The following is a 15,468-nucleotide window of genomic DNA, read 5'->3' as shown; positions in this document are numbered from 1 at the left end:
CTCAGGCGCCGGCCGGCGGGGAAGGCTACTTCTCGATGTCGGCCGCGCCGCGAGCCTTCCGTGCGTCCTCTTCAAGCTTGGCATCGATGCTGGCCTGCTTGGCCTTCGGGCTGAGCAGACTCAGGACCACCGCGATCACGATGGTGCCGAGGATGATACCCAGCGACAGGAACGTCGGGATGATCGGCGCCCATTCAATGTGCTGGCCTCCGTTGATGAACGGCAGCTCATTCTCGTGCATGGCGTGGAGGATCAGTTTGATGCCAATGAACGCCAGGACGACCGAGAGCGCGTGCTTGAGGTAGATCAGGCGGGTCATCAGGCCACCGAGCAGGAAGTACAGCTGGCGGAGGCCCATCAGGGCGAAAATGTTGGCGGTGAAGACGATGAACGCGCTTTCGGTCAGGCCGAAGATGGCCGGGATCGAATCCACTGCGAAGAGTAGGTCGGTGAGGCCGATGGTCACAAAGACGATCAGCATCGGGGTGAAGACTTTCTTGCCGTCCACGACGGTGCGGATCTTGTTGCCGTCGTACTTGTCGGTCATCGGCAGGACATTGCGCAGCTTACCGATGACCTTGTTTTCGCTGCCATGTTCCTCGTCCTCACCGGTGTCCTTGGCCTGCTGATAGGCCGTGTAGAGCAAGAAGACACCGAAGATGTAGAAGATCCAGCTGAAGTTGCTGATCAGGGCTGCGCCGAGCAGGATGAAGATTCCGCGGAGCACCAACGCGATGATGATACCCACCATCAACACTTCCTGCTGATACTTACGGGGCACCGAGAACCGGGCCATGATGATGATGAACACGAACAGGTTGTCGATGCTCAGGCTATATTCGGTGACCCAGCCGGCGACGAACTGTCCCCCGTAATCCGGGCCGGTAAAGATGAACATCAGGACCGCAAAGATCAGCGCGAGAGAGACGTAGAACGTGACCCACAGACCGGCTTCCTTCATCGACGGCTCGTGCGGGCGCTTGACCACCAGCAGCAAGTCGAACAGGAGGATGAGGCCCAGCACAATGAATGTGCCTACCTCAAACGCCAATGGCAGTTCCAGTGTGGGTTCAGGCATGAGGGACCTTTCGAGGGTGCAGCGGATTCCGCAAGTCTCTCCGCCGCGGCTTTTGCCACCGGCCGCTACGCCCGGCGGAACATCGATGCTCCGCGTGTTGACGTTCGTAGCGCTTCGGGATACTCCCCTACGTCCGGCTTATCGTAACCCCGTCCGAGGTGGATCAGGAAATGGCTCGCGCAACCTGTCAATTAGTTGCGCGAGCCCTCCCCCGGCCAGGGCCTGCGCTAGGCGTGCCCTGCCGTCTGCATCTGCCGCAACTCCTTCTTCAGGTCTCCGACCTCGTCACGAAGCCGTGCGGCCAGCTCGAAGTGCAGGTCAGCGGCCGCCGAATGCATCTGGTCGGTGAGCTGACCGATCAGGTCAGTCAGATCCTCGGCCGGCACTGCGGCAAGGCCGTCATGACGGACAGGGGTGCCACCCTTGGCCGTCTTGCCGCCCTTGCGCTTCCTGCCCGTTTCCTCGAGCAGGGCCCGGGTGTCGGCGTCCTCCTGGGCAATGGAATCGGTGATGTCGGCGATCCGCTTCCGCAGGGGCTGCGGATCGACGCCGTGCTTGAGGTTGTACGCCACCTGGATCTCACGGCGTCGGTTCGTTTCGTCGATAGCTTTCGCCATGGAATCGGTGATCCGGTCCGCGTACATGTGCACCTCACCCGAGACGTTACGGGCCGCACGCCCGATGGTCTGGATCAGGGAGGTGGCGCTGCGCAGGAACCCTTCCTTATCGGCATCGAGGATGCTGACCAGTGACACTTCGGGAAGGTCGAGGCCCTCACGGAGCAGGTTAATGCCGACCAGGACGTCGAAGGTCCCGAGCCGCAGCTCGCGCAGCAGCTCCACCCGGCGCAGGGTATCCACGTCCGAGTGCAGGTACTCGACCTTTACCCCATGCTCCAGCAGGTACCCGGTCAGGTCCTCGGCCATCCGCTTGGTCAGGGTGGTGACGAGCACCCGCTCGTTCAGTTCCACCCTGGTGCGGATCTCGCCCAGCAGGTCATCGATCTGGCCCTTGCTGGGCTTGACCACCACCTCCGGGTCGATCAACCCGGTTGGCCGGATGATCTGCTGCACGTACCCATCCGACTTGCCCAGCTCGTACTTCCCGGGGGTTGCCGAGAGGTAGACGGTCTGCCCGATCCGGTCCAGGAACTCGTCCCATTTCAGTGGCCGGTTGTCCATCGCGGACGGGAGCCGGAACCCGTGGTCCACGAGGGTGCGTTTCCGGGACATGTCACCCTCATACATGGCACCGATCTGCGGAATGGTCACGTGCGACTCGTCGACCACCAGCAGGAAGTCGTCGGGGAAGTAGTCCAGCAGGCAGTGCGATGCCGAGCCCGGACCGCGCCCATCGATGTGCCGCGAGTAGTTCTCGATACCGTTGCAGAACCCCATCTGCTGCATCATTTCGAGATCATAGGTGGTCCGCATCCGCAGCCGCTGGGCTTCGACCAGCTTGTTCTGTGACTCCAGTTCGTCCAGCCGGACCTGGAGCTCATCCTCAATCTGCTTGACCGCCCGGTTCATCCGCTCGGGGCCCGCAACATAGTGCGACGCCGGGAACACATACATTTCAGTTTCTTCCCGGACGATTTCACCGGTCAGCGGGTGCAGGGTGTAGATCTTCTCGACCTCGTCACCGAAGAACTCAATGCGAAGCGCCAGTTCCTCATACATCGGGATGATCTCGACGGTGTCGCCGCGCACCCTGAACGTGCCGCGGTGGAAGTCGATGTCGTTGCGGGTGTACTGCATTGACACGAACTTCCGCAGCAGGTCGTCCCGGTTCATCTGCTGGCCGGTCTCCAGCGTGACCATCCCGGCGACGTACTCCTCGGGGGTGCCCAGGCCGTAGATGCAGGACACCGTGGCGACGACGATGACGTCCCGGCGGGTCAGCAGGGCGTTCGTGGCCGAGTGGCGGAGCCGCTCCACCTCCTCATTGACCGACGAGTCCTTTTCAATGAAGGTGTCGGTCTGCGGTACATACGCTTCAGGCTGGTAGTAGTCGTAGTAGGAGACGAAGTACTCGACGGCATTGTTTGGCAACAGTTCACGGAATTCGTTGGCCAGCTGTGCGGCGAGGGTCTTGTTCTGCACCATCACCAGGGTGGGGCGTTGGACCTGCTCGATCAGCCACGCCGTCGTCGCACTCTTGCCGGTGCCGGTGGCACCCAGGAGCACCACGTCCTTTTCGCCACCCTTGATCCGCTCGCTCAGCTCGGCGATCGCGGCCGGCTGGTCGCCAGCCGGATTGAAATCACTGATCACTTCGAACGGGGCGACCACCCGGTTAATTTGCTGCGCAAGGCTCATATAAATACGTTAGACCCTCCCCCGGACAATTACTGTCCTCATGCCCGTGACTCAGCCGACGGCGGAAGGCGGTCCCGGCCGCCAGCCGGTGTCGGCGATCCACCGGGACAGCAGCGGATCAGCGACGGTTGTGTGCCAGTTTTCCTTGCATTCGGCGTAGCCGTCGGTCGTTGTATCTCCGGCGTGTTTGGCGGCGCACCGCTCCTTTTCCGCCAGGTACAACCCGGCGGCGCCCGGTTCGGAGCGCAGCCAGTCCCTGAAGGACAGCGCATACCGCCAGCCGGGCGAACCCTCGACCCGCACATGAAGGTTAACCGGCCGGCCGGGGTCCGCATTGGCGTGGAATCGCTTCACCCAGTGACCCGGATCAGGATCAGCCTGCCTGGGTTCATCGCGCGTGATGCCGTCGACGGGTGGAAAACCTGCCGCGGCCAGCTTCCCGGCAATCGCGTCTCCATCATCAAGAGCAGCGACGGTGAGCTGCAGATCAAGGACATCCTTGGCGGGTAGCCCGGGCACCGCGGTCGACCCAATGTGATCGACGGCCAGCACACGGGGGTCCACCAGACGAACCCTGCCCGCGATCCGCTCGGCCTGCTCCGGCCAGTCGGCACTGGCCGGCACCAGCCGCGGCCCGCTGCTCCGGGCAGCACGGACGCCGCGCAGCAGGTTGTCGTTGAAGGGCACCAGCCGTTCGTTCCACAGGCGGTCGACGTCGGCCAGCAGATCCTGTGGGGTGCTGTCGTTGACGAGGACGACGTCGGCGGCCGCCTTCCTCTCGGCGCGCGTGGCTTGCGCACCAATCCGGGCCCGCGCGTCCTGGTCGCTCATCCCCCGGAGGCTGGTCAGCCGCTCGATCCGGACGTCGTCGGGAGCGTCAACCACCACCACCAGATGGAACTGGTGCTGCTGGCCGGTCTCCACCAGCAAGGGAATGTCCTGCACGACGACGGCGCCCGGAGGCGCAGCTGCCACCAGCTCTCGGGCGCGTTCCCGCACCAGCGGGTGGATGATCGAGTTCAGCACCATCCGGCGGGACGGGTCGCCGAAGATGGCTGCCGCCAGCGCCGGTCGGTCCAGGGTGCCGTCAGGCAACAGCACCCCCGCTCCGAATTCGGCGGCGACTGCTGCCAGCCCGGCCGATCCCGGCGCTACCGCCTCACGGGCCAGCACATCGGCGTCGACCAGCACCGCCCCGAGCTCTGCCAGCCGCGAGGCGACCAGAGATTTCCCTGCTGCGATCCCGCCGGTGAGGCCAATTCTGAGCATGTCCCCCACCCTAGTACGTGGGAAGTCCCCGGCGTTCAACCCCTCGCCCACTACACTTGAGCTGGTGGATGACAGTGGGATAACCGGCTACACGACGGTCCGGGGCGAGCACCGCCACGTGACCGACGTCCGCCGGTCACGCTTCATCACCGTCATCCGGCGGATTGCCAGCGAGGACGACGCGCGGTTGATCCTCACGGAGCTGCGCCGCGAGTTCCACGACGCGCGCCACCATTGCAGTGCCGTTGTGCTGGGTCCTGATCGGTCGGTGCAGCGCGCCAACGACGACGGCGAACCGTCGGGCACCGCCGGCGCTCCCATGCTGGACGCCATTCTCAGACGGGAAAGCACCGACGGTCAAGCTGATTTGAGCGACCTCGCGGTGGTGGTAGTCCGCTATTTCGGTGGAGTGCTGCTCGGTGCCGGCGGACTGGTGCGAGCCTATTCCGACGCTGTCTCCCAGGGGCTGGATTCGGCACCCGGTGTCCGACGACGACTGCTGCAGCTCCTCGCGGTACCCGTGGCCCACACCGACGCAGGGCGGGTCGAAAACGAGCTTCGACACGCAGGCGTCGACGTTCTGGGAACCGACTATTCCGCGGAACGGGCCACCCTTCAGGTGGCCATACCCGCCGGTGACGCATCGATCGACGGGTTTCGCGCCCGCCTCGCCTCCCTGACCGCCGGCCAGTCCGGCGCCCAACTACTCGACCTGAAATGGGTGGACTGTGACTGATTTTTCCTTCGACAACCTTCGACGGGCTCCCGACGTCGAGGCCCCGAACCTCTTCGCGTTCGACGCCACCGATCGGCTCCTCCTCGACACCGCGGGCGCAGGGATCACCGCTGACCGGGACGGCGTCGTCGTCATCGGTGACCACTACGGTGCGCTCACCCTCGGCGCCGCCGCGCTGCACGGGGCCCGGTCCCTCCGCACCCACCAGGACCCGCTCTCCGGTGAGCTCGCCCTGGCAGCCAACGCGCAGACCGCCGGTCTGGCCGCGGCTTTCTCCCATCATCCCCTCGACGAGGCCCTGTTGACCGGTGCCCCTACCGTCCTGCTGCAGCTACCCCGGTCGCTGGCCGCACTGGATGAGATCGCCTGGACGATCGCCCGTTACGCCAGCCCGGACGTCACTGTGTTCGCTGGCGGCCGGGTCAAGCACATGACCACCGCGATGAACGGCATCCTGGGCCGCCACTTCACTACGGTGTCTGCCGGACTGGCACGCCAGAAGTCGCGGATCCTGACAGCGTCGGTGCCCGTGGTCACAGCCGCCAGTGGATTTCCGGTGGCGGAGCAGCACGACGTCGGCTTGCCCGCACCGCTGGTCCTCAAAGCTTTCGGCAGCACGTTTGGTGGGGCAAAACTGGACGCGGGGACCCGCTATCTGCTCCCCGCCCTCTCCGCGGCCCGAGCCGCGGGGCAGGCAATCGACCTGGGGTCGGGCAACGGCACGATAGCCGCCTATCTCGCCCTCACCAGGCCTGCGCTGAAGATCGTTGCAACCGACCAGTCGGCGTCGGCTGTCGCGTCCTCCCGTGCCACGGCCGACGCCAACGGTGTCGGCGACCGGATCACCGTGGTGCGCGATGACGCGTTGTCCTCGATGCCCGACTCCTCGGCCGAGCTCATCGTACTGAACCCGCCCTTCCATATGGAAGGCACCGTCCACTCCGGGATTGCCCTGAAACTTTTCGCCGATGCTGGCCGGGTTCTTCAACCGGGTGGCGAACTCTGGACGGTCTGGAACAGTCACCTCCAGTATCGGACCCCGCTCACCTCCCTGGTTGGCCCGACCCGGCAGGCTGCCAGGAACCCGAAATTCACTGTGACGGTGTCCACGCGATCCTGATCCGGCCGGTCCGGAAGCCGGCCCCGTCACGCAATGCTCAGTGAACTTACTGTCTGGAATATACTTCAGGAATGTCCATAGCTCAGCAGTCAGCCCCGTCCAAGCTAAAGCAGGGCATCACCGGCCCGTTGCTCTACCTGTTTATCCTCGGTGATGTGCTGGGTGCGGGCATCTATGTGCTGGTCGGAGTGGTGGCAGGCGAAGCGGGCGGTGCCATCTGGGCGCCCCTGCTTGTCGCTCTGGGACTGGCACTACTCACGGCTGGTTCCTACGCGGAGCTCGTCACCAAGTACCCGAAAGCGGGCGGCGCGGCCGTTTTCGCCGAACGTGCCTACCGGAAGCCCCTGATCTCTTTCCTGGTGGGCTTCTGCATGCTGGCTGCCGGCGTCACCAGTGCCGCTGGCCTGGCCCAGGCATTCTCCGGCGCATACCTGTCCGCCTTCATCGACGTCCAGGCGGGCCCGGCGTCGCTGGTCTTCCTCCTGCTGGTCGCGGCCCTGAATGCCCGCGGCATCCGAGAGTCAGTGCGCACCAACGTGGTCATGACAGTCGTCGAAGTCTCGGGGCTCGTCCTGGTGATTGTCGTCGTCGGCCTCTTCCTCGCGCAGGGCAACGGCGACCTCAGCAGGGTCACCCAATTTCCCGACGGCGTGGGGCCGGCCTCCGCGGTGCTGGCTGCCACTTTGATTGCCTACTACTCGTTTGTCGGGTTCGAAGTGTCGGCGAATGTCGCAGAGGAGGTCAAGGATGTCAGCCGGGTGTTCCCCCGCGCACTCTTCGGCGCACTGTTCACTGCCGGCATTGTCTACGTGCTGATCGGCCTGGCAGCCTCCGCGGCTGTGCCCGCAGCCGACCTGGCGGGTTCGACGTCGCCACTGCTCGACGTCGTCAACGCCACCGGGTTCGGGATCCCCGAGTGGATCTTCGGACTGGTGGCCCTCATCGCCGTCGCCAACGGGTCACTGCTCACCATGATCATGGCGAGCCGTTTGACCTATGGGATGGCCGAACAAGGCCTGCTGCCATCGGTGTTGGGCCGGGTACTCCCCAACCGGCGCACGCCGTGGGTCGCGATCATTGCTACCACCGTTGCGGCGATGATCCTCAGCAGCACCGGTGATCTGGCATCGCTGGCCGAGACGGTCGTGGTGCTGCTGCTGTTCGTGTTCCTCAGCACCAACATCGCCGTGCTGATTCTTCGCAAAGACAAGGTGGACCACCAGCACTTCCAGATTCCGGTGGTCTTTCCCTACCTGGCGATCGCGTCCTGTGTCCTACTCATGACGCAGCAAAGCGCCGACATCTGGTTGCGCGCTGGAATCCTGGTGGCCATTGGCCTGGTGCTGTATGCGATTCAACACAGCACGACCCGCCGCTCCGCCCCGGACCGCACCGCGGACTCCGACCGAGCAGTGAAGCACTGACCGATGCGCGTCACTACCGCACTTGGCAAGGGGTTCGCCGGCCTGTTCGCTACGATGAAAGCCGTCAGGCCGCAGCGTCCCATCCACCCCGACGGCGTGTGGCTCACCGGGACACTCGCCCGGACCGGGCCACCTGTTTCCAGCGGAGTTTCCTGGATTGACGGCACCGGCCAGGACCCGATCCGGGCGCGGCTGTCCCGCTCGGTGGGGCTACCCCGCTGGAGCCCTGACATTCTCGGCCTGGCCTTGCGGGTCCCCCACGGGTCTGACCACTTTGATGTGCTGCTCGCGTCCACCGGTGCGTCGTTTCCTGCCCGGTTCGTCCTGCTCCCGCAGCGGAATGTCCAGGCCGCCAAATTCACGTCAATGATGCCCTACAAGGGCGGGAAGTCAGCCGTTCTGCTGGCGGCTTTTCCCCTTGACCCGAGTGGTCGGATGCCAGCCACGCCTGCCGGGCTCCGGGTGGGACTGGCGAAGCGTCCCCTGGAACTCGCCCTCTGCTTCAGCCGTCCCCTGGGTGATTGGACCCGTTTCGGCACTCTGGTACTGACCCTCGAAGAGCCCGAGCCGGTGCCAGCTGCACGGGACGGGAATCTGACGGGTTTGCGTTTTGACCCGGTCCGGCGCCCGCTGCCCGGATCCGAAACTTACGCCTGGACCCGGGCGCTCCGGGAACCGTCCTATGCCGAAGCCAGGGTTGCACCGGATACCGCGGGTCCCCGGTTCAACTCACCCTGAGTAGCCCCTCTGGTGCGTGCGCCTTCGCCATTGGGCGCGCCCCTGGGGCAGTGCAGACTGGCTCAGGGCAAACTTTCCCACTGGCAGGCACAACGCGACACTGAACGGGACCGGACACAAAAGAGGCCCCCACCTTGCGGTGGGGGCCTCTTCAGGTGCTAGTGCTGGACCTTAGTTACCGGTCAGCTTTTCGCGCAGTGCGGCAAGTGCCTCGTCTGACGCGAGAGTACCCGTGCCGACGTTGCTGTTGCTGCTGCTGTTGTTAGTGCTCTCAGCCGCGGCTGGCTCAGACGAGTAGCTCGTGGAGCTGGACTCGACTGGCTCGTTGGCTGCAGCTGCATCGTCAGATGCGTGCTGCACAACCTGCTTCTTGTGAGCTTCCCAGCGTGACTGGGCTTCAGCGTACTGAGCTTCCCAGGTCGCGCGCTGAGAGTCGTAACCCTCGAGCCATTCGTTGGACTCTGGGTCGAAGCCCTCTGGGTACTTGTAGTTGCCTTCTTCGTCGTACTCGGCAGCCATACCGTACAGAGCCGGGTCAAACTCGGTGCTGTCGGCGTCGACGCCCTCGTTGGCCTGCTTGAGGGAGAGGGAGATCCGGCGACGCTCGAGGTCGATGTCGATGACCTTGACGAACAGCTCGTCTCCAACGGAGACAACCTGCTCTGCCAGTTCCACGTGGCGGACTGCCAGCTCGGAGATGTGGACCAGGCCTTCGATGCCGTCTTCGACGCGAACGAACGCACCGAAAGGAACCAGCTTGGTGACCTTACCCGGAACAACCTGCCCGAGGGCGTGGGTGCGGGCGAAGGTCTGCCATGGATCTTCCTGGGTGGCCTTGAGCGACAGTGAGACACGCTCGCGGTCCAGGTCGACCTCGAGAACCTCGACGGTGACTTCCTGGCCAACTTCGACAACCTCGGATGGGTGATCGATGTGCTTCCAGGACAGTTCGGAGACGTGAACGAGTCCGTCGACGCCGCCGAGGTCCACGAAGGCACCGAAGTTGACGATCGACGAAACGACGCCGGGACGAACCTGGCCCTTTTCCAGCTTGTTGAGGAACGTGGAACGCACCTCGGACTGGGTCTGCTCAAGCCATGCACGGCGGGACAGGACCACGTTGTTGCGGTTCTTGTCCAGCTCGATGATTTTCGCTTCGATCTTCTGACCGATGTATGGAGCAAGATCGCGTACACGACGCATCTCAACCAAGGACGCAGGCAGGAAGCCGCGGAGGCCGATGTCGAGGATGAGTCCACCCTTGACAACCTCGATGACCGTACCGGTGACGACGCCGTCTTCTTCCTTGACCTTCTCGATATCGCCCCAGGCACGCTCGTACTGAGCGCGCTTCTTGGACAGGATCAGGCGGCCTTCTTTGTCCTCTTTGGTGAGCACCAGTGCTTCGACCTGATCACCAACGGAGACAACGTCTCCGGGATCAACGTCGTGCTTGATGGACAGCTCACGGGAAGGGATAACACCCTCGGTCTTGTAACCGATGTCGAGCAGAACCTCGTCGCGGTCAACCTTGACTACCGTTCCTTCAACGAGGTCTCCGTCGTTGAAGTACTTGATGGTGGCGTCAATGGCTGCGAGGAAGTCCTCAGCGGTGCCGATGTCGTTGATCGCGACCTGCGGTGCACCTGGCTTCTCGGTGGTGGTGATGGTCATGTAGTTGGGACTCCGTTGTGGATGATTAGTTGATCCGGAGAGCGACGCCTGGGCAACAGGAAACTCTGCTGGTTCAGGTGGAGCCCGTCCGGAAGTGGACTTTTGGAGAGAAAACGACTTGCCCGATACTGCTCGGCAACCCATTTCGCAGTGCGCATTACACGCCCGTCTAGTCTAGCCGTTTGCGCCAACACAGGTCAAAGCGACTGTCGACGCCGGCTGACGGATTAGAAGTGGGTAATGCAGTACGGGTCCGACGGCGTCTGGAAGATCCGGTCGACGACGGCGAGGCTCCCCGGTCCTGCGGGCCCTTGTTCGGTGAGGTGCCCGGCAGCGGCCAGGGTCCGGGCTGGGACACCACCGAGATACATCGACCCAAGGGCCGTGACGTCGACGCGAAGCTGCGTGTCGGCGTCATCATCGAGTCGGGTCACTGACCCGGAGCCGTTCTCGACCGTCAGCCGGAACCGGCCTGACGCATGGCCAAGAGGATCCACGATCTCCAGGCTGACCGTTCCCGCACCCTGGTAACTCCGTGCTTCGAGAGCAGCGATGGGGTCGAGGATGCGCAGCCACAGCACGTCTTCGTCGCCGGTGAGTTTGTAGCAGCGACGATCCTGCAGGGCCCACGGCAGGGGGTCGTTCACGGGTGCCAGGTCGAACGTGATGCGCTGAACGAGGTCGATTGCGCCGAGATAACGCCACAGCTCGAGGTAGGCGCTGTCGGAGACGGCGACCAGATCAACAATCTTCATCGTGTAGGGGGTGGTCCCCCAGCCGGAGAATTTGTAGGACACGAAGCCGTCGGGGCGTCCGTCGTCGTCGTAATGCACCGCGACGCGCACACCCTTGTCCTCGACGGGCCGTTCCTCGCCCCACTGCCCGGCTGCCCGCTGCGGGTACGCGAACTGACGTCCCACTGATCCGGTGGTGGCGTGATGGAACCGGGCGAAAATCTGTTCGGACAGCGCCGCCGCGGAGGCCGGTGCCACGATTTCGGTGACACCGAATGCTGGCGTGCGCAGCGCGAACCGCTCTTTCACATCCACCTCGATGTTGCGGGTGAACGTTGCAGCACCGAACCCAAACCTGCCGTAGATTGTCGCCTCCGAGGCGGTCAACGCCGCGATAGCGAGACCTTTGGACGCGGCGGACTGGAGATCACTGGTCATCATGGTGCGCAGCAGCCCGCGACGGCGGTGGGTGGGGCGCACGGTGACGGCAGTGATCTGGTGCGCGTCAAGCAACTGGCCGTTGCCGACGTTGAGGGAGTTGACCATGGTGGCGTAGGTGGCTACGGGAATGCTGGCATCCCAGGCGTGTGCACTGGCGGCATCGTCGTAGGCACCCCACAGGGTCCGCCCGTCGGAGGTGAACGCCGCAGCATAGGTGGCTAGATCCTCCGGCTCGGTGCGGGCTTCGTGGAAACCGAAGCGGACCGCTTCGAACCAGTGGGCCAGGGCACCGTCGGGCGAGGAATCTGTCTCAGCGGTCACCGTGAAGGTGTCGATGCGCAATGCGGATGGGGCGGCGGAATCTCGAGTAGCGGTCACGATCCATCAGCCTAATGGGGTGAAGCGCCCGGCACCAGCGAGAGCCCGGGCAGGCCGGGCCTAGTGCGCGGCCTCGTGCCAGCTCGCTCCCACACCCACCGAGACATCCAACGGAACAGTGAGGTCAGCTGCGGCCCCCATCTGCTCGCGCACCAGCAGCTCCATGGTGTCCCGTTCCCCCGGCGCAATCTCGAGCACCAGCTCATCATGCACCTGGAGCAGCATCCGGGAGGTCAGGCCCTGCCGTCGCAGTTCGGAGTCGACGCCGAGCATCGCCTTCTTGATGATGTCGGCCGCCGAGCCCTGGATGGGCGCGTTCAACGCCGCCCGTTCAGCCATTTCGCGGAGCTGCCGGTTATCACTGGAAAGATCCGGCAGGTACCGGCGGCGTCCCTCAATGGTGGACGTGTACCCGTCGACCCGGGCCTGCTCCACGACACCCCGCAGATAGTCGCGGACGGCGCCGAACCGGTCGAAGTAGTCGCCCATCAGGGTGCGGGCCTCGTCCACCGAAATGGCGAGTTGCTTGGAGAGTCCAAAGGAGCTCAGACCGTAGACCAGACCGTAGGACATGGCTTTCACCTTGGACCGCATCGCACTGGTGACCTCGCCGGGTTCGACGCCGAAAATGTGGGCACCGACGAACCGATGCAGGTCCTCCCCATCCCGGAACGCCTGGATCAGCCCCTCGTCGCCGGACAGGTGCGCCATGATCCGCATTTCAATCTGCGAGTAGTCTGCGGTCATCAGGCAGTCAAAGCCGTCACCGACAACGAAGACCTCACGGATCCGCCGGCCTTCGTCGGAGCGCACCGGAATATTCTGCAGGTTCGGGTTGGTCGACGAGAGCCGTCCCGTGGCCGCGATGGTCTGGACGTACGTGGTGTGGATCCGGCCGTCGTCGGCCACTGACTTCCGCAGCCCCTCGACCGTCTGACGAAGTTTGGAGGCGTCCCGGTGAGCCAGGAGCTGTTCGAGGAACGGATGCCCGGTCTTCACGATCAGGTCGGTCAGCGCATCGGCGTCGGTGGAGTAGCCGGTCTTGATCTTCTTGGTCTTGGGCAGTTCCAGTTCGTCGAACAGGACCGCCTGCAGCTGCTTGGGCGATCCCAGGTTGATCTCCTTGCCGATGATCCTGAACGCCTCGGCGCTGGTAGTGCTCATGGTCGCGGAAAAGTCATCGAACAACTGGTCCAGCCGGTCCATCGCCACGGCTACCCCGGTGAGCTCCATTTCTGCCAGCACCTCGGCCAGGGGCAGTTCAAGCCCGCCGAGTAACTGGTTGGCGCCCCGCTCCACCAGTTGGCCGGCGAAGTACTCGCTGAGCTGCAGGGCGGCGAAGGCGCGGGCGACGGCGGGGGATGCGACATCCTCGTCTTCCAACTGGAGCGCGAGCTGTCCCCCGGTGGTGCCTGCCGCCGGCGCGATCGACATTTTCAGGTGCGACTGACTCAGGTCCGCCAGGTCATAGGCCCGGCGGTCCGGCTGGATCAGGTACCCGGAGATCGCGGTGTCATCAACAACCCCGGCAAGTTTCAGCCCGCGCGCGGCGAGCAGCTTGTACGCGGCCTTGAAATCGTGCGCCACCTTCGGTGCGCTCAGGTCGGCCAGCCAGGCGGCGAGCACCTGCTCCGCTTCGGCGTCGAGTGTTTCCAGGTCAACGTACGCGGCGTCCGTCGAGGTGACGATGGCCAGCCCGACGACGTCGTCGTTCCCGGTTGTTGACTGGGTCACCAGTTGGACGGCTGCGATGGCCTGGTTGGTGGACTTGAGCCAGGAGGTCAGCGCAGTGGCGTCGGCCAGGACCACCTGCTCGGGCGGGGTCATTTCATCGTGGGACTCGGCAGCGTCTTCTTCCCCGAACAGGTCGAAGAGGCGTTTGCGGAGGACATTGAACTGCAGGGAGTCGAACAGTTCCTCGACGGCCGGGCGGTCGGGGGTCCGGGAGACCATGGTGTCCAGTTCCACCGGCAGCTCCAGGTCAAGGTGCAACTGGTTCAGGCGGCGGTTACGCTTGACCAGCTCGATGTGTTCCCGGAGCGAATCCCCCACCTTTCCCTTGATGGCGTCGAGGTTCTCCAGGATGCCGTTCAGCCCGCCGTAGAGCTTGATCCACTTGGCGGCGGTCTTCGGGCCTACCCCGGGGACCCCCGGGAGGTTGTCGGCGGTCTCCCCGACGAGGGCCGCCAAGTCTGAGTACTGGTGAGGTGGGACGAGGTACTTTTCCTCCACCGCCTGCGCATCCATCTGCGGGATGTTGGTGACGCCCTGCTTCGGGTACAGCACTGTCACGCGGTCGTTGACCAGTTGGAAGGCGTCGCGGTCACCACTGACCACCTGCACATCCCAGCCCTCGGCCGCGGCACGGACGGAGAGGGTGGCAATGATGTCGTCGGCCTCATAGCCCTCCATCGACAGGGTGGGAATGTGCATCGCCTGCATCACCTTGATGATCAGGTCCACCTGGCCGTGGAATTCCGTGGGCGTCTTGGCACGGCCGGCCTTGTACTCGGTGTACTCCTCGGTCCGGAACGTCGGGGTGCTCAGATCCAGCGCCACCGCCACGTGGGTGGGTTTCTGGTCCCTGATCAGGTTGATCAGCATCGCGGTGAACCCGTAGACGGCGTTGGTGTGCTGTCCCGTGTCGGTGGAAAAGTTCTCGGCGGGCAACGCATAGAACGCGCGGTAGGCCATCGAGTGGCCGTCGATGACGAGGAGGCGTTTGCGGGATCCGTCGGCCGGCCCGGTGGCCGTCGGAGGAGCGTCCGTCAGAGTCGCAGCGGCTACGGGAACATCGGGTTTGGTTGTTTGACTCACAGGTGCCAGCCTAGTTCCCATGACCCACAATTACACTCCGGAGCCGTCCGGACAGGAACCAACCCCCAACCCCTATGCCGCCGAACTGGCCGCCGCCGGTGTGCCGGAAGAGATGCACGAGTGGCTGAAGGACCACGGGATTGGTCGCCTCGCAGCAAAAATGGGAATCGTGTTCACCGAGATGACGCCGGAACACCTGGTTGCCACCATGCCGGTCGAGGGCAACCAGCAAGTGGCGGGAATCCTCCATGGCGGCGCACACCTGGTCCTGGCTGAGACGTTGGGCTCCTTCGCCGCCGGGATGCACGCTGGCCGCGACCGGCAGGCGATGGGCATTGAGATCAGCGCGACGCATCACCGGTCGGCGTCGTCAGGGACGGTTACCGGCACCGCCACCGCCGTCCATCTGGGCCGCACCCTGACCACCCACGAGGTGGTCATGACCGACGACGACGGACGCCGGCTCTCCACGGCCCGGATCACCAACATCATCCGCGACAAACGCTGACGAACCCTTTGCCTTGTCGGTGGGTCGTCGCTGGAACCGGCCCGGGATGACGGACCCTCCCCAGATACGGCCACCGGGCGGCGGGCCCTCCCCAGATACGGCCCTGAGGGATAGGACTGCCGGTGGCAAGCGGCGGTTCTGACCCGGAGGGCCGTTTCTGCGCGAAAGGACCCCTCCACACCCATAGTGGATGAACGATTGCCGGGAGCATTGACAAGGTTCGGAAGTCTGAG

At 64.3% G+C, this 15,468-nt stretch carries 11 protein-coding genes; 5 read left to right on the top strand and 6 right to left on the bottom strand.

The window, feature by feature from the left end; genetic code table 11:
* Nucleotides 1–25 precede the first annotated feature (25 nt).
* The 3 genes from ABD059_RS06450 to coaE form a co-directional block, all read right to left on the bottom strand.
* Nucleotides 26–1,078, bottom strand: a complete 1,053-nt coding sequence (locus ABD059_RS06450) for a TerC family protein (protein WP_343878541.1) — start codon at nt 1,076–1,078, stop codon at nt 26–28.
* Between the two features lie 227 nt (nt 1,079–1,305).
* Entirely contained in the window at nt 1,306–3,396 is a 2,091-nt protein-coding gene (gene uvrB / locus ABD059_RS06445) for an excinuclease ABC subunit UvrB (RefSeq protein ID WP_343878540.1), read from the bottom strand.
* 51 nt (nt 3,397–3,447) lie between these two features.
* Entirely contained in the window at nt 3,448–4,665 is a 1,218-nt protein-coding gene (gene coaE / locus ABD059_RS06440) for a dephospho-CoA kinase (protein ID WP_343878539.1), read from the bottom strand.
* On the opposite strand from coaE, the gene ABD059_RS06435 reads away from it, so the two are divergent.
* From ABD059_RS06435 to ABD059_RS06420, 4 genes are all read left to right on the top strand, one after another.
* Nucleotides 4,664–5,401, top strand: a complete 738-nt coding sequence (locus ABD059_RS06435; protein ID WP_343878538.1) for an IMPACT family protein — start codon at nt 4,664–4,666, stop codon at nt 5,399–5,401. The two genes, coaE and ABD059_RS06435, sit on opposite strands and share 2 nt — an antisense overlap.
* A complete protein-coding gene (locus ABD059_RS06430; RefSeq protein WP_343878537.1) occupies nt 5,394–6,521 on the top strand; it encodes a class I SAM-dependent methyltransferase in 1,128 nt (375 codons plus the stop codon). The genes ABD059_RS06435 and ABD059_RS06430 overlap by 8 nt, the downstream gene beginning before the upstream one ends.
* A gap of 71 nt (nt 6,522–6,592) precedes the next feature.
* Nucleotides 6,593–7,945 carry an APC family permease gene (locus ABD059_RS06425; RefSeq protein WP_343878536.1) on the top strand — a complete coding sequence of 451 codons (1,353 nt, stop codon included), beginning with the start codon at nt 6,593–6,595 and terminating at the stop codon, nt 7,943–7,945.
* Between the two features lie 3 nt (nt 7,946–7,948).
* Nucleotides 7,949–8,683, top strand: coding sequence for a hypothetical protein (locus ABD059_RS06420; protein ID WP_343878535.1), 735 nt, complete (start codon nt 7,949–7,951; stop codon nt 8,681–8,683).
* A gap of 171 nt (nt 8,684–8,854) precedes the next feature.
* Here ABD059_RS06420 and rpsA read toward each other — a convergent pair whose 3' ends face one another.
* The 3 genes from rpsA to polA form a co-directional block, all read right to left on the bottom strand.
* Nucleotides 8,855–10,357, bottom strand: a complete 1,503-nt coding sequence (gene rpsA, locus ABD059_RS06415; RefSeq protein ID WP_343878534.1) for a 30S ribosomal protein S1 — start codon at nt 10,355–10,357, stop codon at nt 8,855–8,857.
* A gap of 227 nt (nt 10,358–10,584) precedes the next feature.
* Nucleotides 10,585–11,910, bottom strand: coding sequence for a GNAT family N-acetyltransferase (locus tag ABD059_RS06410; protein ID WP_343878533.1), 1,326 nt, complete (start codon nt 11,908–11,910; stop codon nt 10,585–10,587).
* Nucleotides 11,911–11,970: 60 nt separating this feature from the next.
* Nucleotides 11,971–14,604, bottom strand: coding sequence for a DNA polymerase I (gene polA / locus ABD059_RS06405; protein WP_377959566.1), 2,634 nt, complete (start codon nt 14,602–14,604; stop codon nt 11,971–11,973).
* A gap of 142 nt (nt 14,605–14,746) precedes the next feature.
* On the opposite strand from polA, the gene ABD059_RS06400 reads away from it, so the two are divergent.
* Nucleotides 14,747–15,235 (top strand): PaaI family thioesterase, encoded by a 489-nt coding sequence (locus tag ABD059_RS06400; RefSeq protein WP_343878531.1) that lies wholly within the window; start codon nt 14,747–14,749, stop codon nt 15,233–15,235.
* Nucleotides 15,236–15,468 lie beyond the last annotated feature (233 nt).

Source organism: Arthrobacter flavus, assembly GCF_039526005.1.
Taxonomy (GTDB): Bacteria; Actinomycetota; Actinomycetes; order Actinomycetales; family Micrococcaceae; genus Arthrobacter_D; species Arthrobacter_D flavus.
Note: the sequence above shows the minus strand (reverse complement) of the source record. Positions and strands in the feature narration are given on the sequence as shown.